Annotated in this window: 18 protein-coding genes; 6 read left to right on the top strand and 12 right to left on the bottom strand. The window is 60.2% G+C overall.

The window, feature by feature from the left end; translation table 11 throughout:
- Window positions 1-18: 18 nt before the first annotated feature.
- The 4 genes from E7738_RS21580 to E7738_RS21565 all read right to left on the bottom strand — a co-directional run bounded on the left by E7738_RS21580 (window position 19) and on the right by E7738_RS21565 (window position 4,264).
- Entirely contained in the window at window positions 19-1,470 is a 1,452-nt protein-coding gene (locus tag E7738_RS21580; protein WP_394516430.1) for an MFS transporter, read from the bottom strand.
- A gap of 48 nt (window positions 1,471-1,518) precedes the next feature.
- Window positions 1,519-2,115 (bottom strand): TetR/AcrR family transcriptional regulator, encoded by a 597-nt coding sequence (locus E7738_RS21575; protein WP_136546562.1) that lies wholly within the window; start codon window positions 2,113-2,115, stop codon window positions 1,519-1,521.
- Window positions 2,116-2,247: 132 nt separating this feature from the next.
- Window positions 2,248-3,162 (bottom strand): alpha/beta fold hydrolase, encoded by a 915-nt coding sequence (locus E7738_RS21570; RefSeq protein ID WP_058775084.1) that lies wholly within the window; start codon window positions 3,160-3,162, stop codon window positions 2,248-2,250.
- 208 nt (window positions 3,163-3,370) lie between these two features.
- Window positions 3,371-4,264: a MurR/RpiR family transcriptional regulator gene (locus tag E7738_RS21565; RefSeq protein WP_058770525.1), complete on the bottom strand. Its 894-nt coding sequence runs from the start codon at window positions 4,262-4,264 to the stop codon at window positions 3,371-3,373.
- Between the two features lie 407 nt (window positions 4,265-4,671).
- Here E7738_RS21565 and E7738_RS21560 point away from each other — a divergent pair, with 407 nt between their 5' ends.
- Complete coding sequence (locus E7738_RS21560) at window positions 4,672-6,804, top strand: TonB-dependent siderophore receptor (protein WP_394516429.1); 2,133 nt, start codon at window positions 4,672-4,674, stop codon at window positions 6,802-6,804.
- Complete coding sequence (locus E7738_RS21555; protein ID WP_394516428.1) at window positions 6,794-7,933, top strand: ABC transporter substrate-binding protein; 1,140 nt, start codon at window positions 6,794-6,796, stop codon at window positions 7,931-7,933. The genes E7738_RS21560 and E7738_RS21555 overlap by 11 nt, the downstream gene beginning before the upstream one ends.
- A gap of 204 nt (window positions 7,934-8,137) precedes the next feature.
- On the opposite strand, the gene E7738_RS21550 is transcribed toward E7738_RS21555, so the two are convergent.
- From E7738_RS21550 to fdhF, 4 genes are read right to left on the bottom strand one after another with little or no spacing between them, the layout of a single operon-like run.
- Window positions 8,138-9,097 (bottom strand): cytochrome d ubiquinol oxidase subunit II, encoded by a 960-nt coding sequence (locus E7738_RS21550; protein WP_394516427.1) that lies wholly within the window; start codon window positions 9,095-9,097, stop codon window positions 8,138-8,140.
- An 11-nt stretch (window positions 9,098-9,108) separates the two neighbouring features.
- On the bottom strand, window positions 9,109-10,479 hold the full coding sequence (locus E7738_RS21545; RefSeq protein WP_394516426.1) for a cytochrome ubiquinol oxidase subunit I: 1,371 nt from the start codon (window positions 10,477-10,479) through the stop codon (window positions 9,109-9,111).
- Window positions 10,472-10,957, bottom strand: coding sequence for a hypothetical protein (locus tag E7738_RS21540; RefSeq protein WP_021509544.1), 486 nt, complete (start codon window positions 10,955-10,957; stop codon window positions 10,472-10,474). The genes E7738_RS21545 and E7738_RS21540 overlap by 8 nt, the downstream gene beginning before the upstream one ends.
- Window positions 10,957-13,929, bottom strand: a complete 2,973-nt coding sequence (fdhF, locus tag E7738_RS21535; protein WP_394516425.1) for a formate dehydrogenase subunit alpha — start codon at window positions 13,927-13,929, stop codon at window positions 10,957-10,959. The genes E7738_RS21540 and fdhF overlap by 1 nt, the downstream gene beginning before the upstream one ends.
- A 303-nt stretch (window positions 13,930-14,232) precedes the next feature.
- Here fdhF and E7738_RS21530 point away from each other — a divergent pair, with 303 nt between their 5' ends.
- Entirely contained in the window at window positions 14,233-15,126 is an 894-nt protein-coding gene (locus tag E7738_RS21530; protein ID WP_021509546.1) for an SDR family oxidoreductase, read from the top strand.
- Between the two features lie 74 nt (window positions 15,127-15,200).
- Window positions 15,201-17,015 carry a glycoside hydrolase family 15 protein gene (locus tag E7738_RS21525; RefSeq protein WP_394516424.1) on the top strand — a complete coding sequence of 605 codons (1,815 nt, stop codon included), beginning with the start codon at window positions 15,201-15,203 and terminating at the stop codon, window positions 17,013-17,015.
- 29 nt (window positions 17,016-17,044) lie between these two features.
- Here the strand turns inward: E7738_RS21525 and E7738_RS21520 are convergent, their stop codons facing one another.
- Window positions 17,045-17,908 (bottom strand): DMT family transporter, encoded by an 864-nt coding sequence (locus E7738_RS21520; protein ID WP_021509548.1) that lies wholly within the window; start codon window positions 17,906-17,908, stop codon window positions 17,045-17,047.
- Between the two features lie 213 nt (window positions 17,909-18,121).
- A complete protein-coding gene (locus tag E7738_RS21515) occupies window positions 18,122-19,027 on the bottom strand; it encodes a LysR family transcriptional regulator (RefSeq protein ID WP_394516423.1) in 906 nt (301 codons plus the stop codon).
- A gap of 143 nt (window positions 19,028-19,170) precedes the next feature.
- On the opposite strand from E7738_RS21515, the gene E7738_RS21510 reads away from it, so the two are divergent.
- Window positions 19,171-19,920 carry an SDR family oxidoreductase gene (locus tag E7738_RS21510; protein WP_241798496.1) on the top strand — a complete coding sequence of 250 codons (750 nt, stop codon included), beginning with the start codon at window positions 19,171-19,173 and terminating at the stop codon, window positions 19,918-19,920.
- A gap of 61 nt (window positions 19,921-19,981) precedes the next feature.
- Here the strand turns inward: E7738_RS21510 and E7738_RS21505 are convergent, their stop codons facing one another.
- Window positions 19,982-21,409, bottom strand: coding sequence for a sugar porter family MFS transporter (locus tag E7738_RS21505; RefSeq protein ID WP_394516422.1), 1,428 nt, complete (start codon window positions 21,407-21,409; stop codon window positions 19,982-19,984).
- 102 nt (window positions 21,410-21,511) lie between these two features.
- The gene (locus E7738_RS21500) at window positions 21,512-22,684 is read right to left on the bottom strand and encodes an ROK family protein (protein WP_394516421.1); all 1,173 of its coding nucleotides are present in this window, start codon (window positions 22,682-22,684) and stop codon (window positions 21,512-21,514) included.
- Window positions 22,685-22,891: 207 nt separating this feature from the next.
- On the opposite strand from E7738_RS21500, the gene E7738_RS21495 reads away from it, so the two are divergent.
- Window positions 22,892-24,211: an MFS transporter gene (locus E7738_RS21495; protein WP_394516420.1), complete on the top strand. Its 1,320-nt coding sequence runs from the start codon at window positions 22,892-22,894 to the stop codon at window positions 24,209-24,211.
- Window positions 24,212-24,221 lie beyond the last annotated feature (10 nt).

The raw sequence follows: 24,221 nt of genomic DNA, 5'->3' as shown, positions 1-24,221 counted from the left end.
TGATTTGAGCGACCGAACTTAGCTGAGGGATTTAAGCACCGCCGCCTGTGCGGCAGGCCTGCGCGCTAGCCGGATGCTCAGCAGCGCGCCGGCCGCCAGACAAATCGACATACACACTATCGCCACGATGAAGGCATGGGTAATCTCTCCCGGCCCCTTGCCCGTGCCCAGCACGGCATAAAAGATCCCGCCGATAATGGCCACGCTCAGTGCCGTGCTCAGTTGCAAGGTGGAGCTGGCGATACCGGCAATCATCCCGGCCCAGGCGGGTGCCACGCGTCCGGTGACGATGTGCATCAACGTCGGCAGCGCCAGCCCCTGACCAAACCCCACCACAAACAACCCCAGGGCCAGCGGCAGCGCCGCCGGTGACACCCCGACCGGCGTGCTGGCCATCAGCCACGCCAGGCCCAGCAGGCCGACCACTTCCAGCACCATCCCAGTGGCGTTAACGTAAGGCCCAATCAGCCGTCGCGCAGCGGGCGTGGATAATGGCCCCAGCAGAAAACCCGCACCAAAGGGCAGGAAGATCAGCCCGGCGCTCAGTACGCCCTGATGCAGCGCGCCCTGTAAATAGATCGAGAACAGCAGGAAGAATACGCCAATCGAGTAGAACAGCAGCGCCAGCAGCAGGGACAGCCCAAGACCCGGCACGCTAAAAATCGCCGGATCGATCAGCGGATCGCCGCCCTGCTTTGCCAGCCGGCTTTCATAGCGCCAGAACAGAGTGCCTAGCACCGGCACCAGCAGCAGCGATAGCCAGGCCCACAGCGGCCAGCCCGCTTCCCGTCCTTCAATCAGCGGCACGATCAGCAGACCCAGCGTCATCATCGACAGTCCCATTCCGCCAAAATCCAGCTTGCGCGCGTGCTGAGCACGCGTCTCTTTAATCAACGGGATGCCAAACAGCACCACCAGCAGCGCTACCGGCAGATTGACCAGGAAAATGGCGCGCCAGCCGCTATTGAACAGGTTGAGTGAGATCAGGATGCCGCCCAGCGCCTGGCCAATCACCGAGGCCAGGCCAAATACCGCGCCGTACAGGCTCAGCGCGCGCGATTTCTCCGCCTCCGGGAAAATCGCCTGAATCGAGGCCAGCGCCTGCGGTGCCATAATCGCTGCAGTGATGCCCTGCAGCACGCGACCAGCGATCAGCGCGCCCGGTGACCAGGCAAAGCCACACAGCGCAGAAGCCGCTGCAAAACCGGTCAGTCCAGCGAAGAACATGCGCCCGCGGCCAAACAGATCGCCGAGGCGACCGCCGGTGATCAGCGTGACGGCATAAAACCCGGAATAGGACGAGATGACAAATTGCTCCGCCGAGCCGGACGTGGCCAAATCGCTCTGAATCGACGGCAGCGCCACATTGACAATAAAGAAGTCCAGCGGGGGTAAAAATGCGCCTGTCAGCAGGACGATAAACATCGCCCAGCGGCGTGGCTCGGGATTTAACGCGTGCGGATCGGACATCACAACACCTCACTAAGGAACCGATCAGTTCCAATATGGATAAAAAAATTAGTCGAGCAGACGCATCGTGCAGTCCACTACTGCGTTCATTTCTGCTACCGTTGCCCCGGTTTTACCGAGGATACGCATCCCTTCAATCTGGCAAACCAGTAAGCGGGCCAGCACCTGCTCATCACGCTCGGGCAGTTCTCCGCTCAGCTGACCGCGCACCAGTGTTGCCGCATACAGCTGCTGCAAACGCCGGAACATGCGTCCCGTGCGTTCGGCAATCTGTTCATCATGCGCGGCCATCTCGGTGGTGAGTGACACCACCAGACAACCGCGCCGCCCTTTCTCGCCGCTGGAGAGCGCGGCATAACGCAGCAGCGAGGCGCGAATCGCCGCTTTAACCGCGCCGGGCTGCGCCAGAATATCCGAGGTGGCTTTCAGACCTTCGGTCATGTAGATATCCAGCGCGGCCAGCAGCAGCCCTTTTTTATCGCCGAACGCCTTGTAGAGACTGCCGCGCGATAAACCGGTTCCGGCGATCAAATCCGGTAGCGACGCCGCTTCATAGCCGCGATCCCAGAAAACGTGCATGGCGCTGCGGGCGGCCTCTTCCAGCTCGAACTCGCGCGGGCGACCGATGACGGTCAGGTTCTTCATCACTGCCCTCCCCTTTAATTATAAACCAACTGGTTCCTATCTTAGCCGCAATGCAGTGGCTATTGCAAGTCAGCCGCCCCCCCCTTCACGGCTCGGCCGCTTACACATGGATAATCAGGGTTAAGTGATGCGTCACACAAAGAACTGACGTAACGCGTCGGCCAGCGCCTGCGGTTGCTCATCCGGGATAAAGTGACCACAGTGCGCGAGGCGAATCCCGCTGACGTCGGCCGCAAAAGTGCGCAGCGGCTGTGCCATATCGGCAATTGAGCCCTGATCGGCGCTCACCGCCAGCAGCGGGATCGCCAGTTTTCCCCGGGTTTGCAACAACTGACGATTCTGCTCCGCTGAGGTGCTGACTTCACGGTACGCCGCCATGCCGGCGCGCAGCGCGCCGTTTTGCTGCAGCAGCCGCACATATTCCGCCATCTCTTCGTCACCAAACACCATCGGGCTGGCTGCTTTGCGCTGCAAAAACCACTGCAGATAGAGCGCTTCACGACCGGCGATCAGCGCTTCCGGCAGATCCGGCAACAGGTGAAAAGCAAAGTGCCAGGTTTTCCAGGCTTTGTCCGGCGTCGCAGGCAGCGCATCCGGCAGCGTCACTCCGGGAATGCCGGCATCCAGCAGCGCCAGTTTGCTGATGGCATCACCGTGCAGCATCGCCAGCGGCCAGGCAACCCAGGCACCCACGTCATGCGCGGCCAGGTAGTAACGCTCAACACCCAACTGCTGCAACAATCCCTGCACGCTGTGCGCCAGTGAGGTGGTGTCATAACCGCTGGCAGGCTTGTCGGAGTCGCCCTGGCCGGGCAGATCCGGCGCAATGATGAAATAGTCTGCCGCCAGCTGCGCCATCACCTTACGCCAGGCAAACCAGCTCTGCGGAAAGCCCGCCAGCAGTACCAGCACTGGTCCCTGCGCATTGCCGCCGCTGACATAGTGCAGCCGCACGCCCGCGACCGTGGCGTAAGCATGGTTAAATTGCGGCAGGTGATCGACGGGCTGTGACCAGCGCGGCGCGGCGTCCAGGGCAGGCAGTGACATAAGCGTTCTCCGGTTATTTTGGTAAAGAGTGTTTCCTTATTGGATGCGATTCTGCGCTACCGCGCCGTTAACGCGGACTCATTAAGGAAATGTTTATTTCCTTAATATTAACGACAGCCACGCGCGCCTTGCAAGCGAGTCTGTGAAATAGATCCGGAAGCGAACGGCGGAGTGAATCGCCCCGCCGCCGCGCCTGAGCGATGCGCGGTTATCCCGCCTTCTTCGACGTGGGTTTCAGCGATCGATTGAGATCCTGAATGCGTTTCATGGTTTTAACCGTGCGTGCCGAACTGGCGGAGGCCACCGCCAGAATCAGCATTTCGAGGCACACCAGCACCGTGCCGTGCAGCGGCATGCGACCATTTTCACCGCCGCGCGGCACGTTAATCACCACATCCGCCTGCTGCGCAAACGCCGAATCCAGCGCGTGGGTCAGCAGAATCACCGGCATACCCAGCCGCTGCGCCTCTTTCAGCGTCGTCATGCCCTCACGGTGCGCCGATTTCTGCGCCATCATGATCAGTACATCGCCGCGCTGTAGCGTTATCAGCTGTTCCGCCAGCGCAATCCCGGCACGGTTAAGCGTCACCGCCGGCAGGCCGATGCGCCGGAACAGTCGCGCGCTGTACTCCGCCAGAATGCCGGAAGCGTTGATGCCAAACAGCGCCACCTGACGCGCTTCCAGCAGCAGTGTCACCGCAGCCGCTACCGCCTGGCGGTTGACCGGTTCTGCCAGTACTTCGCAGGCGCGCTGATGGCCGCCCAGCACAAAATCGATGCCGGAGTTGATGTCACACGACAGTTCGCTGATGGTCGCGCTCATCTTCTCTTCCGAGTTTTGCGCCGGGCCAAACCACGCGGCCAGCGTGGTTTTCAGATCGCGCAAACCGGCAAAGCCCAGCGCCTGCACGGTGCGCACCACGGTGGCGTCAGAAGTTTGGGTGGCCTGGGCGATATCCAATGCAGTCGCGTCTAATATAGCCTCACGATGTTCGTGGATATATCGCGCCACCGTTTGCAGGCTGGCCGATAATGTCGTGACGCGCGCACGGTAGCGTTCACCGAATACATCCACCCGATTTTTAATGTTATTTGCCGCCATTATGTTGCCTGTTAGTAATACCGCATCGTTGTGAACCGCGTCGGCAGGCCGGCTTGTAGTAAAAATTTGCGCCGCTACCGCTGCCCACTCCCTTCACGCCTGGCTTAACCCGGCCAGCCTCAAACTACAAAAAAAGCATAATCGACTGATTGTAAATAAATTTTCTGACAATCCCGGTTCAAAATTTTCTACCGCGTTCTGCTGTAGTATCCACACCATCATTTACGTTTACTACTACATTTTTTCATGTTTGAATGATTCTCAATTACATCTCAGCCGCCTTTTTCCGCTGACTGATGGCATAACAATGCCGGGCCGCGAATGTCCTGTTCGTCAACGGCAGTATTTTACTGATAGCTTCGTTGCGCGGAATAAATAATCCCGCAATTACACCAGGTTTATATTCGATGCAGAACAACTCACCGCGGGCGGTTAAATTACTGTGCCATCCGGCTATCCTTGCCGCTATTTACGGCGTAACGGCACTCAGCAGTACTGACAGCCTTGCCGCTGAACAAAACAGCACCCTCACCGTGACGGCGCAGCAGCAAAACAGTGACGACGGCTATAGCGCCACCAGCAGTTCGGTCGCCAGTAAAACGCCGGTGTCGCGCCTCAATGAAGCCCAATCGGTGAGCGTGGTGACGCAACAGCAGCTGGAGGATTATCAGGCCGCCAGCCTCGTCGACGCGCTGCGCTTTGTCAGCGGCGTAAGCGAAGGCAATACGCTGGCAGGTACCGAAGATGGCTTTGTACGCCGCGGCTTTGGCAGCAACTCGGATGGTTCCATCTATCGTGATGGCGTGCGCAGCAGCCAGGGGTTGAATTTTGATGCCACCACCGAACGTGTCGAGGTGCTGAAGGGCTCGGCTTCGCTGCTGTACGGTATCCAGAATCCCGGTGGCGTGATCAATATTGTGAGCAAAAAGCCGCAATACACCTGGCACACCAAAGTCAGCGGTCGCGCAGCCAGCGAGGGCGGCGGCGCCGGCACGCTGGACGTCACCGGCCCGCTCGGCAACGGTTTTGCTTTCCGCCTGATTGCCGAAAAGCAGAATCAGGATTACTGGCGCAATTTCGGCAGCGATAAACACACCTTAATCGCCCCCTCGCTACAGTGGTATGGCGAGCAGGCCAGCTTCCTCATCAGCTACGAAGATTATCAATACGATATTCCCTACGATCGCGGCACGGCGTTTGTTAACGGTAAGCCGGTAGCGATTGGCTATAAAGATCGCCTGGACGATAAAGCTAACCATGCGTGGGGCCACAATAAAACCCTGAACGCGCACTACGACTGGCAGTTCAATGAGGCGTGGAGCACGCGCCTGACTTTTGGCTGGAACCAGCGTCAGTACGACAACAACGAAGTGCGGGTTACGGCGATCAACCCCACCACCGGCGTGGTGACGCGCCGCGCCGACGCCAACCGTGGCTTCAACCATAAAACCAAATACGTGGCGTGGGATGTGATCGGTTCACCGCAGCTGTTTGGCATGACGCACGATGTGGTGTTCGGCACTGATTATGAAATGAACCAGACTTACCGTGCGCACCAGTATCAGGGTAAAGCGAACACCGGCTTCAACCTGTACGATCCGCAATACGATATGCTGGCACCGATCACCAACAGCAGCAGTGAAAACAGCGCCAACGCCAACCTGCTTAACCGCCTGCACAGTCGCTCGGTATACGCCAAAGACAGCATTTCGCTCACCGACGACTGGATTGCGGTGCTGGGCGGACGCTATCAGCACTATGAACAGCGCGCGTCAAAGGGCTTCGATCCGGTGGTGCAAACGCTGGACAGCGAGGGCAACAAGTTCCTGCCGCAGGCCGGGCTGATTTACAAACTGACGCCGGATGTCTCACTGTACAGCAGCGTGAGCAAATCCTTTACGCCGTCGACTGACGTCGACGATGACGGCAACGTCGGCAAGCCGGAACAGGGCACCACATGGGAAGTGGGCAGCAAGTGGCAGATTTCGCCCCGGCTGTTTGCCAGCGTAGCGCTGTACCGCATCGACGAACGCGATATGTCCCTTAATATCAACGGCACCACGCGCGCCATCAATAAAGCGCTTTCGAGCGGCGCTGAATTTGAGCTCAATGGTGAAGTGCTGCCGGGCTGGGATCTGAGCGCCAACTACAGCTACGATAAGGCAGAAATCGTCAACGATGGCGTCAATCCGGCGAACAAGGGCAACCGCCTGCAGAATGCACCGCGTCACGCCGGGGCGCTTTACCTGAGCCATAACCTGACGCTGAACGGCATTCCCGGTGACTTCCGCGTCGGCGGCGGTGCGCGCTACGTTGGCTCACGCGCCGGTGATCCGGAGAACAGCTTTACGCTGCCGGATTATGTGGTCGCCGACAGCTTTATCGCCTGGAATAATCAGCTGTTTGGCGAGAAAACCCAGCTGAAGCTTAATCTGAATAACCTGTTCAATAAGCACTACTACACCTCCAGCGGCGGCAACCTGCGCGTGCGCGAAGGGGAAACCCGTAACCTGATGGTCGAGGCCAGCGTTGAATTCTGATCGAGCGAAAAATCCGCTGACGTGGCGTGCCTGGCTGGCTGCCCTCCTGCTGCTGGCGTTCAGCACCAGCGCGCTGGCCAGGGTGATCACCGATATTGACGGCAATCGGGTAGAGATTCCCGATAGTCCGCAGCGCATCGTACTGGGTGAGAGCCGCATGCTGTATACCCTGGCGCTGCTGGCGCCGGATGACCCGTTCCGCCACATCGTCGGCTGGCCGCGCGATCTGCAAAAGTATGACAGCCAGACGTGGAACAGTTTTGCGCAGCGGTTTCCGCAGATGCTGAACATACCGACGCTCGGATCGGGCGGCCCTCAGGCGATCAATCCGGAGCAGATTCTCGCCCTGCGACCGGACGTGGTCATTCTGCCGAGTCTGGCGCGCTACGATGATGCCGATCTGAGGCTGGTCAGCATCCTTAATGCTGCGCATATTCCGGTAGTGAAGATCGATCTGCGCGTACATCTGTTAAAGAACACCCGGCGCAGCGTAGAGATTTTTGGTGAGGTGCTGAATCAGCAGGCGCGCGCGGCGGCGTTCAACCGCTTTTACAGTGCGCATCTGCAGGTGATCGAGGAACGGCTGGCGCGCTATCACGGGCCGAAACCCACGGTGCTGTTGCAGTTGCATCTGGGACGGCGCAACGAGTGCTGCGTGACGGCGATTAACGGCAGTCTGGGCGAGCTGCTCAACGCCGCCGGCGGCGACAATATTGCTGGCAAAACTCAGCACGGCGTGTTTGGCCGTTTGAGTGAGGAGCAGGTGATCGCAGCCCAGCCTGAGTATTACTTTGCCACCGGCTTTGGCGATAACGCCAGCGCAGGCCTGCTGCGCCTCGGGCCGGACGTCGCGCCCGACGCGGTGCTGAGCAGTTTTCGCCAGCTCACCGCGCAGCAGAACGGCCTGCGTGAGCTGAAGGCGATTCGCAACGGCCATGCAGCGGCAATCTGGATGAATTTTTATCTCAGCCCGTGGCACATTGCGGCAACCGAGTTCATGGCAAAAACGCTGTATCCGCAGCTGTTCGCCGACATCGATCCGCAGCAGACGCTGGAAACCCTGTTCCGCGATTTCCTGCCGATCCCCTATCGCGGCACACTGTTTATGCGGATTCCGGCGGTGGATTAACCGTGCTGTTCATCCTGATATTTCTGTGCGGCCATTCCGGTGCGCATGAATGCGCACCCTACAGATGACCTCAGGCCCGATGCCGTTATGCATTGATGCGCCCCCGGGAATGGTCCCTGTAGGGTCGCCATTTATGGCGACCGGCGGATCCGTGAAATACCTGAAACTGCTGCGCAATTGAGCTATGTCCTGTAGGGTTGCCATTTATGGCGACCGCTGCGCTGCCTGCGGCTGGCGCTTAAACACCCAGAACGCCCAGCTGTGGTACAGCAACGTCAGCGGCAACACAATCAATAAACCCGTCACCACAAACCCCTGCGTCACCGGCGAGGAGGCCTGCTGGTGCATCTCCAGCTGCCACGGCAGCAACCACGGATAAAGCCCGCACGCCAGCGCCGCGACCACCACGCCCGTCTGCACCAGCGTGATCATCAATAACGCCACCATCGCTTCCCGCCACAGCGTAAGCAGCTGCAGCAGCCACAGCGCAGGCAACAGGCTCAGCAACACTTTTCCCGGCCAGCGCTGCCAGCTCTGCTGCCACAGCGCCGGCTCCAGCAGCATCACGGCAATAAAGCAGGCCAGCGTCACCACCCACCACAGCATGGCCAGCGCCCGCGCCCGCTCTACCACCGGCTCGCCAATGCGCCAGCACAGCCAGCAGCAGCCCAGCAGCAGATCAACCGCCACCAGCCCGAGGCCGCACAGTAGCGGCACCAGCGAAAAATCAATCACAATCCCGCTGGGCGGACGCGACACCAGCATCAACCCGCTCATCCAGCCTGGCAGAAACGCCGCCAGCAGCGAGCTGACCATCAGCAGCCGGTCCAGCCAGCGTCGCCCGGTCTCGTCAGGCTGACCGCGATACGCCAGCGCCAGCCCGCGCAAAAACAGCGCCAGCAGGAAGAGAAACAGCGGCACCTTCAGCGTCTGTAGCAGCAGACTGTACAGCGGCGGAAACAGCGCCAGCATGCCGCCTGCCAGCAACACCAGCCAGGTTTCATTGGCATCCCACAGCGGCAGCAGGCTATGCACCATCCACTGCCGTTCTTGTGGCTGGTCGAAACTGTACAGCAGCATCCCCACGCCGCTATCCGTGCCATCCAGCGCCAGATACATCAGCAGGGCAAACAGCAGGAGCACAGCAGAAAGTTCGACCAACATCCTCACCCTCCTCAGGCTGGCGTCTGTATGGTTTCCGCTACCGCCGTCACTTGCGGATCCGGCAGCGGCGCCGCCAGGTGGCGCAGCAGATAACCCAGGCCAAAGGCAAAACTCAGTGCGTAAATCACCACCACCGACACGAAAATGGCGACGCTGCTGCCGAGGGACATTGGCGCCAGGCTGTCGGCGGTACGCAGCATGCCGTATACCGTCCACGGCTGCCGGCCAACCTCCGTCACCACCCAGCCCGCCAGCAGCGCAATGAAGCCAGCCGGTGACATCAGCGCCAGCAGACGCAGCACGCGCCGAGACTGATCAAGGCGGCCGCGCCAGCGCTGCACATTGCCCACCACGCTGCTCAGCAGCATCAGCAGCGCCAGTCCTACCATCAGGCGAAAAGCAAAAAACACCGGCAGCACCGGCGGCAGGCTGTCGCGCGGGAATTCACCCAGGCTTTTGATGTGGCCGTTGAGGTTATGGCGCAGATAGAGCGAACCGATAGCCGGGATCGCCAGCTCGGCGTGATTCCGCTGCTGCGCCTGATCGGGCAGCGCAAACAGCCGCAGCGGCTCACCCTCCCCTGGCGCAGGCGGCTGCCAGCTGCCCTCGATCGCCGCCAGTTTTGCGGGCTGATAGTCACGGGTATTTTCGCCATGCAGATCGCCCACCACCATCTGCAGCGGCAGGATGCACAGCGACACCGTCAGCGCGCTGCGCAGCATCAGCCGGCTGGCGGCCTCGCCAGCATTACGCAGCAGGCGCCACGCCGCCACGCCACCCAGCAAAAACGCCACGCTGATCCACGAGGCCAGCAGCATGTGCGTCAGCCGCCAGCCAAATGAGGGCGCGGAAATCAAACTCCAGGCGCTGTCCGGCGTGAACTGGCCGGCGTCATTGAGCGTAAAACCGCGCGGCGTTTGCATCCAGGAGTTAGCGGCGAGGATCCAGAAAGCGCTAAAAATCGCGCCGAGCGCCACCAGACAGGTAATGGCGAAATGCACGCCGGGTTTCACCCGATCGATACCAAACAGCATCACGCCGGTCAGCGCCGACTCGAGGAAAAAAGCGATCAGCACCTCATACAGCATCAGCGGACCGATAATGCCGCCCGCTTTGCTGGCAAACACCGACCAGTGAGTGCCGAACTGAAACTCCATGATCACGCCGGAGACGGTGCCAATCGCCACGGTGAGCGCGAATACCTTGATCCAGAAGTGCAGCGCCTGATGCGCTTCCGGCCGCCTGCCCCATAGCCAGCGCGCTTCAAACCACACCAGAAACGGGGCCAGCCCCAGCGTCAGCGCCGCCAGGGTAATGTGCATGCCCATCGTCAGGGCAAACTGACCGCGCGCGATCAGCAGCACCCACTCCTGGCTACTCACGGCTCGGCTTACCGCTGTAGCGGGTGATCGGCTTCTCCTCGTCACCCTGCATTGCGCGCGCAAAGGTTTCCAGCGCCGCCAGCAGTGGCCGGATGCCCTGCCACAGCGCCTCATCATTCAGCAGTTTAAGTACGCCGCTGACGCCCGGCGCGCTTTTCTCCTGCTGCGCCGTGTCGCTGGCCGGCTTCATCGCCAGCAGGGCATCGCGCAGCGCCAGCAGCAAATGGTTGAAGCGTTCCGGCGGTACGGTGCTTAGCGTCATAAACAGCAGCGACAGGTTCTGAACCGCATTCTGCGTGCCGGGCCGGTTAAGCCCGGCGGCGACAATTTTGCCGATGTCATTGTTGGCTTTTACCATGTCATTAGCCAGGCGCAGGAAGCCGTGCTGATGCAGATTCTCCAGCAGTTCGTTCAGCGCTTCCTGCGCGCTGGGTTCGGTGCGCGTCGGAGTGGGTTGATAGTGCAGCGGTTCGGCCATTAGCTTTTCTCCGGATGCGAAACGTGTTCAGGCGGCAGCCGGTATTCAGGCTGCTGCCATTTTTGTTCAACGGGCAGGTGATCCAGCGGCGTGCGCTGGCCGTGGCGGAAGTTGTGCAGCGGAATCGGGTGCGGCTGTGGCGCATGCGCCAGTTTGCGCATCATCACCGCAATTTCCTTGTAGGCGGGCGTGTTGACGTCGGGATCGTGATGTTCACCGGTCAGCCCGTTAATGCCCGGTTTGCCATGGTGAATAGGAATGAATAGCACATTGCCGGCCATCCGTTCGGTCACCACCACCGGCACCTCTACGCTGCCCCGGCGCGAACGCAGCTCCACCCAGTCGCCCTGCCGTAATTGCCGCTCCTGCGCCAGCTGCGGCGAAATCTCAACAAACCAGTTGGGCGACAGCGATTTGATGCGCCCGCCCTGCCCGGTCTGATTGGTCGACTGGAAATGCTCCAGCATGCGGCCATTGTTCAGTAGCAGATCGTACTGCTCATCGGGCGCTTCCATCGGTGGCTGCCACGTCAGTGGATACAGACGCGCTTTGCCATCAGGAAAGGCGAAACGCTCGGTGTACAGCAGCGGCGTGCTGCTGCCGTCGGCGTTTACCGGCCACAGCTGTGACTGCCAGCCGACGAGGTTCTCATAGCTGACTCCGGCAAACAGCGCGGCGATACCCGCAGCTTCTGCCATGATGGCGCCGGGATTCGGGTAGTGCCAGTGATGGCCGAGACGCGCCGCGACCTCCGTCAGTATCTGCCAGTCAGGCCGGCTGTCGCCGAGCGGCGCAAACGCAGGCGAGAAGTGCTGAATGCGCCGTTCGGTATTCACGAAGGTGCCCTCTTTCTCCAGGCTCGGACAGCCAGGCAGCACCACATCCGCGAACTGCGCGGTGCGACTCATGAAGATGTCCTGCACCACCATGAAATCCAGCCGGCTGAAGGCTTCGTGCACTTTGGTCGAGTCCGCATCAGAAAAGGCGGTCTCTTCGCCGATGATGTACATGGCGCGCACCCGCTGTTTATGCGCGTCTTCCACCATCATGAAGTTATCCAGCCCGGCTTCATCGGAAAGCGCGTCCGGCGCCACGCCCCAGGCGCGCGCCCACTTTTCCCGTACCTGCGCATCGGTCACTTTTTCGTAGCCGGGATAGACATTGCTTAAGCAGCCAAAATCGCTGGCACCCTGCACATTATTGTGACCGCGCATCGGATAGCCGCCGGTGCCAGGCCGGCCGTAGTTGCCGGTCACCAGCAGCAGATTGGAGAGCGCAGTGCTGGTATCCGCACCGTGGCTGTGCTGCGTAATGCCCATCGCCCACAGCAGGCAGGCGCTGCCCGCGTTGCCGATCATCTCGGCGGCCTCAGTCAGCTGCGCCACGCTCAGGCCGGTGACCTCACTGGCCATCTCAAGGGTGAAAGGCGCCAGCGTGGCGCGGTATTCCGCCACCTGATTCACGCGCTCGCGCAGGAATGCTTCATCAGCATAACCGTGGTCAAACATGTAGCGCGCCATCGCCGACGCCCACACCATGTCGGTGCCGGGGCGGATGCGCAGATAACAGTCGGCGCGCTCGGCCATTTCGTGACGGCGCGGATCGACCACCAGCAGCTTTTGTCCGCGATGTTTGTGGCTCTGCTTGATATGTGACGCGAAAACCGGGTGGTTTTCCGCCAGGTTGCTGCCAACGGTGATGATCAGGTCGGTCTGCTGCAGATCGCGCAGCGTACCGGCATCGCCGCCGTAGCCCACGGTGCGAAACAGCCCTTCCGTCGCCGGGTTCTGGCAATAACGCGAGGAGTTGTCCACGTTATTGGTGCCGAAAATCAGACGGGCGATCTTCTGCGTCAGATAGGCTTCCTCATTGCTGGCTTTACTGGAACCAATAAAACCAATGGCGTTACCGCCGTGCTGGCGCGCCACCGCGCGCAGGCCGTCGGCCACGCGCTGTAGCGCCTCTTCCCAGCTGGCCGGGCGGAACTGGCCATTTTCACGAATCAGCGGCGTGGTCAGCCGGTTCGGGCTGTTCACAAAATCCCAGCCAAATTTGCCTTTGACACAGGTTGAGATGCCGTTAACCGGCGCATCGGCCACCGGCTGGATTTTGAGGATGTGGCGATCGCGCGTCCAGACTTCAAAACTGCAGCCGACGCCGCAATAGGTGCAGACGGTTTTGGTTTTTTTGATTTCGACTTTGCGCAGCGCATCATCGATCAGCGAAATTCCGGTGATCGGCTCCATGCCGATGCTGTTTTCCAGCGATTTGACGAAATCAATCAGCGGCCGCTTCAGGTCTTCATCCATCGCGGTGAAGGGTCCGGCGTCGGGCTGCATGGTTTTTTCCAGCAGCGCGTTGCACGGGCAGACGGTCACGCAGTGCCCGCAGCTGACGCAGCTGGAACCGGCAATCTGCGTCCCGCCATCCCACAGCACGCGCGGGTGATCGGCGCTGTAATCAATCGACAGCGTCTCATTCACCTCGACATTCTGGCAGGCCTCCACGCAGCGTCCGCACAGAATGCACTGATCCGGATCGTAGGTATAAAACGGATTACTGTAGTCTTTGCTGTCCGGTTTGCGCTGGTAAGGGTAATACTGAATCGGAATGTGCATATCCGCGACGGTGTTATGCAACGTGCAGTCGCCGGTGTTGTGCTCACACACCGTGCAATAAAGCTCGTGGCGATTGAGGATGCGGTCCATGCCCTCCTGCTGTGCCGCCTGCAGTACCGCACTCTGGCTGACCACGCGCAAGCCCTCGGCGCTGCGTAACGTGCAGCCGCGCACCGCTTCGCCATCCACCTCCACCCAGCAGACATCACAGGTTTGCAGCGGCGGCAGCGCCGGGTGATAACAGACATGAGGCAGTTTTTTTCCCTGCTCCTGCAGAAAATCAATTAACGGTTGATTTGCGGTTCCGCTTAAGCGTTCACCATTAAATATAATGGTACATTGTGCTTCGCTCATTTAACGCCTCGTTTAAGCCATCGCTCATAAATATTCGGGCCGGCCAGCGCCGGTTATTATGTAAAGTTATGCATAGAGCTTAGGAACAAATCTTTATCCCGCAAGCAGACCGATTCGCTTAATAATGCGCACAGCTTACGCAGCGCTAAAATAATCATTACGTTAGTGATTTTGTAACTAAAAATATCATTTCAGTTACGCCCGTCCCGCTTTAATAAATCGCGACTGCTTATTTTTTGACGTGACAAATATCACATCTCTGCCAGGCTTAATTTACACGTTCCACTGTACAAGGAGATAGGTATGACTTCATTTACTAACAAAACGCTGATTACCCAGGAATATCCAAAGCCGCCATTCAAAAAGCAGCATCAGCCCATTCCGGGATTAGCCAGTAAGATGGAACCCCGTCCCGATCACGGTGAAACCAGCTATCGCGGCACTGGCCGTTTAACCGGGCGCAAGGCGCTGATTACCGGTGGCGACTCCGGTATTGGTCGCGCGGTAGCCATTGCGTATGCCCGTGAAGGGGCTGACGTGGCAATCAACTACCTGCCGGAAGAGGAGCAGGACGCCGCTGAAGTGGTGCAATTAATCGAAGCGGAAGGCCGTAAAGCGGTGGCGATTCCGGGTGATATTCGCTCAGAATCTTTTTGCCAGCAGCTGGTAAAAGAGGCAGCAGAAAAACTCGACGGTCTGGATATTCTGGTGAATAACGCCGGTCGCCAGCAATTTAATGAGTCTATCCGTACGCTCTCAACGGAAGATTTTGACGCCACCTTTAAGACCAATGTTTATGCGATGTTCTGGATCACCAAAGCGGCACTGGAATATCTGCCTGCCGGATCATCCATAATTAATACCTCGTCGGTTCAGGCATATGAACCGAGCGCCATTCTGCTGGATTATGCGCAAACCAAAGCCGCAATCGCCGCCTTTACAAAAGCGCTGGCGAAGCAGCTGGGCGAGCAGCAAATTCGCGTCAATGCCGTCGCACCAGGACCGTACTGGACCGCGCTGCAGGTGTGCGGCGGTCAGCCGCAGGAAAAAATCGAGAAGTTTGGTGCCAGCGCGCCACTGGGGCGTCCGGGTCAGCCGGCTGAAATCGCGCCGTTGTACGTGACCTTCGCTGAAACCACCAACAGCTTCACCTCAGGTCAGGTGTGGTGCTCCGATGGCGGTACCGGTACCGTCTGACCGGGGAATTCCACCCGCATCACGTGGCTGCCAGCAGGCGGCCACGTTGCCGTTTCTGCTGACAGGGAAGATCCATGAATAATCAAACGTTCCAGTCGCCGGTGCGCGAACGGGGCTTCGCGCGTCTCGGTGACTACGCGGCCATCGGCGAGGGCCGGTCGGTGGCGCTGATCGCGCCCGACGGCGCGATTGACTGGTGGTGCGCGCCCAACCTTGACTCCGCCCCGCTGTTTGACCGCCTGCTCGATCCCGAGATCGGCGGTTTTTTCCAGATCGAACCTGACGCTCCTTATCGTACCGAACGCGCCTATCGTGCTGACAGCAACGTGCTGGAAACCCGCTTTTTTACCGATGACGGCAGCGTGCTGCTGACCGAATCGCTGAACAGCACGCTGGCAGGCCGTCTGCCGTGGAGTGAGCTGGCGCGGCGCGTGGAAGGCGTTGACGGCGAAGTGACGCTGCGCCTGACGCTGCGCTTTGGCACCGTTGCCGAAACCCGCTCGCCGTGGCAGGACAGCACCGAACAGGGCGACGTCTACCACGTTGGCGATCTGCTGGCGATGCTGCGCACCAGCGAGGACTGGCAGATCGAACAGCGTGACGATGAGCAAATCTGCGCCACGCTACGCACCGCAGAGGGCAGTCGATCGCTGGTGGCGTTGCTGGTCACCGAACGCGAACCGCTGGCGGTGCCGCCGCTGGAGGCGATCGATACCCGCATCGAAACCAGCCATACCGCCTGGTGCGACTGGACCCGCAGCCTGAGCTATCAGGGGCGCTTTGCTGAGCACGTGCGCCGCTCGGCGCTGTCGCTGAAATTTTTATGGTATTCCCCCACCGGTGCGCTGGCGGCGGCAGCCACTACCTCGCTGCCGGAAGGCATTGGCGGGGAAAAGAATTATGACTACCGCTATGCATGGGTACGCGATGCCTGTCTGATTATCAAAGCCTTTGTTTTTCTCGGTGCGCTGGAAGATTGTAAAGCGGCGTTCTCCTGGCTGTCGAAAACCATTATCCGCCACGGTACCGCGCTGCGCACCTGCTACACGCTGGAGGGCAACGAAGTGCCTGCCGAACGCTTAGTGCCGCTGCGTGGCTATCACCATTCTCAGCCAGTACGCGTGGGCAACAACGCGCGCGACCAGCTGCAGCTCAGTATGTATGGCGATATGCTGGCCACCGCCGAGCTGTTTATTCGCGCCGGGCACGTGCTGGACTTAGCCACCTCGCGCATGCTGGGTGCGCTGGCTAATCACTGTGCCGATTTATGGCGTCAGAAAGACAGCGGCATCTGGGAACTGCCTGAACAGCAGCACTATACCCATTCAAAGATGGCCTGCTGGCTGGCCCTCGACCGTGCCGTGGCGCTGGCCGAAGCGCGCCACATTGAACCGACGTGGCTGAAACGCTGGCAGCGCGAGCGCGACCGCATCAGCAGCTGGATTGAAGCGCACTGCTGGAATGAAGAGAAACAGTCGTATGTGTTTTATCCCGACAGCAACGGCAGGCTGGACGCTGCGCTGGCGCTGGTGCATCCCTACGGCAGCCGGGTCAACCCGGCACGTATGCAGGCCACCTACCGTGCCATTGAGCAGGAACTGGGACACGGTAGCGCCATGCTGTATCGCTACAGCGGCACGGAACAGGAAGAGAGCACTTTTATCGCCTGCTCGTTCTGGCTGGTGGAAGCCTGGGCGGCGCTGGGCGAGACAACGCGTGCCGAAAGCGCCATGCAGCAGATTCTCGACAAGCTGTGCCAGCGCGGCAACGTGGAAACCTTCAATGAAATGTTTGACGTGCGCAGCGATGAGTGGCGCGGCAATATGCCGCAGGGCCTCAGTCATCTGGCGTTGATTTGCGCCGCGCAGGCGTTGACCGATCATGGCTGAAATGCCCCGCCGGCTGGCGGGGCATGATGTTAACGCGAAGGCTGTGGCGCACGAAACACCAGCAGGATACCCGCCAGAATCGCCGCCATGCCCAGCAGGCTCAGCCACGGCAGTCGGTTACCCAGCAGCAGATAGTCGAGCAGCGCGGTAATCACCGGCACCAGATAAAACAGGCTGGTGACGTTAACGATACTGCCCGCGCTCAGTAAGCGATACAGCAGCAGCTGGGCCACCACGGAGATCATCACGCCGAGGAACAGCGCGGCCAGCCAGAAATGTAGCGTGAAGCTGACATGAAAAGGTTTAACCGGCAGCAACAGCAGGCACAGCAGTAAACTCACGCCGTACTGCAGCGGCAGCACCTGCGCCGGATGCTGCGTCACCCGCTGCTGCATGATGGCACCGAAGGTCATGCACAGCAGCGCGGCCAGCGCAAACAGCACGCCGCTGAGCGGCAGCTGCGACGCCGCCAGACTGCGCCACACCAGTAGTATCAGCCCCGCCAGCGCGACCGTTAAGCCCAGCAACCGCCTGCCCGGCAGACGCCGCTCCACCAGGCACAGCGTCAGAATTGGCTGGATGCCCATGATGGTGGCGATCAGCCCTGGCGTCACGCCCTCCGCCATCGCCTGGAAATAACACAGCGAATAAGCGCCGATCAACACCAGGCCGGTCAGCATTACGCGCGGGCGCGTACCGGGCTGCGGCAGCCAGCGGCGGCGAAACAGTCCCACCAGCAACAGCGCAACCAGCGCGATGCTAAAACGCACCACCAGCAGTGCCAGCGGTGAGGCATTATCCAGCCCGAGACGCGAGAAAATGGCTGCGCTGCCCCACAGCAGCACAAAGCCTGACGTCGCTGCCTGCGAAGTCAGCGAAGAAGAAGAACGCATAGCATTGCTCCTGAAACAAACGTTGTTAGCGCGCTCGCTTAGCGAGGCGCAGGAAGTTCGATACTTAGCGAATCACAACGCGTGCCGGAGGTGGCGGGCAGCAAGGCGCATACAGGCGAAAGTCAGATGACGATGCGGAATCAGCAGAGAGTGTCATAAACGCGCCTGTAGCATGGGGTTTAGGCCAAACGTTAACAGATTGTTTACACCCTGTCATCCATTTAGCCGTTGCGGAAACACCTCACGCAACCAGTCGATCAGCACCCGCAGGCGCTGGGTGAGATGGCGGCTTTGCGGATAGACCACGTGGAACGGATAGTCGGACGGACGCCAGTCGGCGAGGATCTCCACCAGCCGTCCGGCCTGCAAATCCGCGGCCGCAGCGTAACGGAACGTCTGAATGATGCCCAGACCCGCCACCGCCGCAGCAAGGTGCGCGTTGCTCTCATTGACGCCAACGCGGTGCGCGGTCTTGACCTCGATTCGCTCTTCGCCGTGGCGGAAGCGCAGCGGAAACGCGCGCCCGCTCTGCGGCGACAGATAGCTGATGATGCGGTGGCCATTGTTCAGCTCCTGCGGATACGCCGGAATGCCGTAGGTCCGCAGATAGCCGGGCGTGGCACAGGTGATCATTTGCGCATTGCCTAAGTGCCGTGCCACCAGTGACGAATCGCTCAGCGGACCGCCGCGCACTACGCAGTCCACGTTATCACTGATGAGATCCACGGTGCGATCGGACACGCCAAGGTCCAGGGTGATGTCGGGAAACCTGGCAACAAAATCGGGCAGCGCCGGCAGCAGCACATCACGCGCCGTTGAACCGCCGATATCGATACGCAGCTGACCGCGCGGCTTTGCCGTGACGCTATTGAACGCACAATCGATATCTTCCAGATCGCGCACGATGCGCAGCGCCCGCTCGTAGTAATCGCTCCCTTCTGCCGTCACCGTGACCCGGCGCGTGGTGCGCTGCAACAGGCGCACGCCGAGATGCGCTTCCAGCTCCTGCACCAGCTTACTCAGGGTGGCGTTAGGCATATCCAGTGAATTGGCCGCCCGGGTAAAGTTGCCTGCCTCAACCACGCGGGCAAACGCCCGGATTGCCAGCAATTGATCCATTGTCGCCCCAACCTGATTATCCACCCAGAGAAATAGTCCTTTCGATTTTACACCATTTATCCGTAAAAGCGGCAGCGCTACAGTGCACTTCAGCGACGGCAAGGCCGTCACCACTTAACCTGATCAACTGTGGAGTACATACTATGAACCTGATTCTGCAAGACAAAATTGCTTTAGTGACCGGCGGCACCTCCGGTATTGGCCTCGCCACCGCCCAGGAACTGGCGGCACAGGGCGCACGCGTATTTATCACCGGTCGTCGTCAGGCTGAGCTGGATGCGGCCGTCGCCAGCATCGGCGCCACCGCCACCGGCATTCGCGCCGATGCAGCACAGTTAAGCGATCTGGATGCCGTCTATGCGCAGATTGCGCGCCAGGCCGGCCGGCTGGATATCCTGTTTGCCAACGCCGGTGGCGGCGACATGCTGCCGCTGGGGGCCATCACAGAAGAACATTTTGATCGTATCTTCAGCACCAACGTCCGCGGCGTGCTGTTCACCGTGCAGAAAGCGCTGCCGCTGCTGAGCGATAAGGCGTCGGTGATTCTCACCGGCTCCACCGCCGCGATTCAGGGTACGCCGGGCTTCAGCGTCTACAGCGCCAGTAAAGCGGCGGTGCGTAACTTTGCCCGCTCGTGGGCGCTGGATGTGAAAGACCGCGGCATCCGCATTAACGTGGTGAGCCCCGGCCCGGTGCAGACGCCAGGGTTAGGCGGACTGGTGCCGGAAGATCAGCGCCAGGGGCTGTTCGATGCGCTGGCCGCACAGGTACCGCTCGGTCGTCTGGGTGAGCCGGGAGAGATTGGCAAGGTGGTGGCGTTTCTCGCCTCCGACGCCGCCAGCTTTATTAATGCAGCCGAACTGTTTGTCGATGGCGGTATGGCGCAGGTGTAAGCGGGTGTTGTACCGGTGCGCCGCCTGGTGCACCGGCTTTCTGCCTGAAGCATGGCTGCGGTTACCGCAGCGAATGCTCACCAGCCACCGCAGCCGGCTCGCCTGCGGTGAGCTGCTGCTCCAGCGATATGCCTTTGGTCTCCGGCACGCGACGCAGCACAAAGACAAAGCCCGCCGCACAAATCACGCCATACAGCATAAAGCTGCCCGCTGCACCAAGTCCGGCATTGAGGATGGGAAAGGTATAAGTCAGCACAAAACAGGCAATCCACAGCGCCAGCGTGGCGACCGACATCGCCAGACCGCGAATCCGGTTGGGGAAAATTTCCGCCAGCAGCACCCAGGTGACCGGCGCCAGCGTCAGCGCATAAACCGCAATCGCCGCCAATACCAGAATCAGCACCGGCCAGCCGGTGATGCCCAGCGTGTAGGCACCGGCAATCAGTGCATAACACAGCGTCAGTCCTCCGGCGCCGATCAGCATCAGTTTGCGGCGACCGAGCCGGTCCACCAGCGGCAGCGCCAGCACTGTTGCCAGCAAATTGATCAGGCCGGTGGCCACGATCGACTTCAGCGTGCCGTTGATATCGAAACCAGCCGAAGCAAAAATCTCCTGCGCATAATTGAAAATCACGTTGATACCGCACCACTGCTGGAAAATCGCCAGCACGATGCCGGTGATGACAATCGGCAGCGTGCGCGGTGCCAGCAGCGAGCCGGCGCGGGCGCGCGTTTGCTGGCGATCCTGTTCCAGCGCGCGGGCAATCTCGCGCTGCGTCTGCTGCGCATAAGCAGGCGAACCAATTTTATTCAGCATCGCCAGCGCGCGCTGCGGCTGGCCCACCAGCATCAGCCAGCGCGGTGATTCCGGCACCCACATCATCAGCAGCAGAAACGCCAGCGACGGCACGGCAGCCGAGGCGAACATCCAGCGCCAGCCAACCTGACCGTTCCAGGTTTCACGCAGCGCCGCATGGGTTGATGCGCCGACGACCGGATCGGCAATCATCAGGTTGACCAGCTGCGCCGCCAGCACGCCAATAACGATTGTCAGCTGGTTAACCGCGACAAACTTGCCGCGCTTGTCTGCCGGGCTGATCTCCGCGATGTACATCGGGCTGAGCGCCGAGGCGATACCAATGCCGACGCCGCCGATAATGCGCCACCAGACAAACAGCGTAAAGCTGCTGGCCAGCGCGGTGCCGATCGCCGACACCACAAACAGCAGTGCGGCGACGATCAACGGCAGCCGCCGCCCCAGCTTGTCCGCTGACCAGCCGGACACCAGCGCGCCAAATACGCAGCCCACCAGCGCCGAGCTCATCGCCCAGCCGGATGCCGCCGGATCGGTGACGTTGAACCAGGCCTCATAGAAGGGTTTGGCCCCGCCAATCACCACCCAGTCATAGCCAAACAGCAAACCGCCGCAGGCTGCCACCAGACAGATGCTCCACACGTAACGCATATTCAGATGTTGATGATTGTTCACGGCCACTCTCCGCACCAGGGTCAAAGTGCGGCTATCTCACCACCGATACCGCAGGGTGAAAGTTCAGGCCCTCACAGATTTTAGTAACAGGAGTTTAGTAAACTACGCCGTACCGGGATCGGCCTCGACATAGAGATAACCGATGCCGAGGACCTGACGCGCGCGATCCAGCTGGCCAAAATGCACGTTGGTGGCTTTGCTTTTCAGCGCATCGCGCGGATCGAAGGGATTGAAATCAATCTGGTGCACGATGGTCTGCAGCCAGCTTTCGCCAAAGGTACAGCTGCGACCGTACAACCAGATTTGATTGATATTCAGTGTATTAAGGAAATTGTACAGACTCATGCCGATGGCTTCCGCGCTGCGCTGCGCCCACTCGACGATCCACGGCTCGCCGGCCTGCCAGGCGGCCAGCAGCTGACGGCTGGTGGGCTGCACCGCCTGCGGCGCGCGCTGATGCGCCAGCCGCTTAAGCGTGCTGAGCGAGGCGACCGTCTCCAGGCAGCCCTGCCGTCCACAGTTACAGCGCTCCCCGTGCGGATCAACAATGGTGTGGCCAATCTGCCCGCTGCCGTACAGGTTGCCGCGAAAGATCTCGCCGTTGATGACAAATGATGAGCCGATGCCGTAATCGACATTGATGACGCAGAATTCGGCCAGCGCATTGCGGTTCAGCCACTTTTCCGCCAGCGCCAGCATCACGCAGTCGTTATCGACGCGGACGTCAACCGCCAGCTTCTCCTCCAGCAGAAATTTCAGTTGCAGCGGGCTGCGCCACGCCGCCTGCGGCATATGCTGCGAGACACCGGTTACCGGATCGACCTGCCCGTGCACCGCCAGCGCCAGATTAATCTGCCGCTTCGGCCAGCGTTTACAGGTCGCGCGCCACACCGTTTCAATCTCCGCCAGCAGCTGCTCTGGCGTCTGCGCGTTGATGCTGATTTGCTGAAAGTCGCCCTGCGCCACCAGCTGCGCATCCGCCAGCTGCAGTTCAATGCTGGTCGGCTTGACGCACAAACACAGCGTCCACGCGCCCTCGGCCGGCAGCTGAAAACTGCCGTTACTGTTGCCGCGCGTGCTCAGCGTGGCGCTGGAGTGCTGCACGTGGCCCTGCTCCAGCAGCTCCTGCAAAATCTTGCTGGCCGCCGGAATGGTCAGGCCGCTGAGCTGCGCCAGCTGCGATTTGCTCAGACGTTTATGACGCCACATCAGCTGCATAAACAGCGCTTTGTTGTGCTTACGCACCTGGAAATTATTCAGTCCGACGGTTTTCACGCGGCCTCCTTTCGCTTCATCCGCGCTCATCTTACTAAACAGTGTTTACTGACTTCTGTGATGGTTGCGCCATCCTGCGCGCCTGCCGTGCTTTAGAGTCCCTGCTCATAACACCTCGTTCGCGCTATCCCGGTAAAAAACGTTCTGATAATGCCGGGCGAACGCTTTATCTGGCTGTGCTGACACCAACCCTACAGAGAAAACATAATGACAACATCACCTGCAACCCATCCGTGGCTGATCCGCCTCGGCATTCCGCCCGCGCTGGCCTGGGGCTATCTGGCGGTCCTGCTGTTTATGATTGGCGACGGCGTCGAGTCCAACTATCTCGCGCCCTATCTGCACGAAAACGGCTTTTCCCTGAATATCGCTGCATGGGTAATCGCCTTTTACGGCGTCACCGTCACGCTGGGCTCATGGCTGGCCGGTTCGCTGTCAACGCTAATCGGCCCGCGTAAAGTGATGCTGGCGGGCGGCCTGATCTGGATTGTGTTTGAAGTGCTGTTCCTGGCGGTGGCGCTGCCGTCGCACAGCGTGCTGCTGCTGGCACTAACCTATGGCCTGCGCGGCGTGGCTTATCCGATGTTTGCCTACGCCTTTCTGGTGTGGATTCAGTCGGCGGCCCCGGCGGAGATGCGCGGCTCCGCCACCGGCTGGTTCTGGCTGGCGTTTACCGGCGGGCTGCCGACGCTCGGTTCGCTGGTAGCGATCTTCTCTATCCGCCTGGTGGGCGAATACGCCACCTTCTGGCTGTCGCTGGGTCTGGTGGCGATCGGTCTGCTGGTGATGCTGCTGGCGCTAAAAGAGCGCAGCGATTATCAGTCGCTGCTGGATGCCGAACATCGTCAGCAGGGCACGCTGCGCACGCTGATGGGCGGCATCGATATTCTGTGGCGTGAGCCGCGCATCGCTGCCGCGGCAGTGGTGCGCATCATCAACACCACGCCCTACTTCGGCTTCTTTATTTTTCTGCCGGGCTTTTTCACCGAACAGATTGGCTTTTCCCAGACCGAATACCTCAGCCTGATCACCATCATGGGACTGGTGGGCATGAGCTTTAATCCGATCGTTGGCAAGCTGAGCGACCGCATCGGCTGGCGCAAAGTGCTGACGGTGTTCGGCGGCCTGGGTTCCGGCGTCTCGATGCTGCTGATGTACTTTGTGCCGCAGTGGAGTCACGGCAGCTTTGTGCTCAGCGTGATCTGCGCGTGCCTGTACGGCATCACGCTGTGCGGCTACGTGCCCGCCGCCGCGCTGTTCTCATCGTTGTGCCAGCCGAAGGACAAAGGTAACGCCATGGCGATTTACTGCTTCGCCGCCGGCTTGTCCACTTTCTTTGGACCGGCGCTGTACGGCGCAATCAATGCGCTGCTAGGCACACTCGGGGTGGTTTGGGGCTACGCCTTCCTGTATCTGGTGAGTGCGTTTATCTCGTGGCGTTATCTGCTCAGTCCGCTCGATCCGGGCGAGCAGCACAACCCGGCGGCGCAGCGCCTGCGCCGGTTAGATTCCATCGCATCGGAGTAAACGGAGCGTT

Source organism: Pantoea sp. SGAir0430 (genome assembly GCF_043549295.1).
This window is presented reverse-complemented; position numbering and strand designations above follow the sequence as displayed.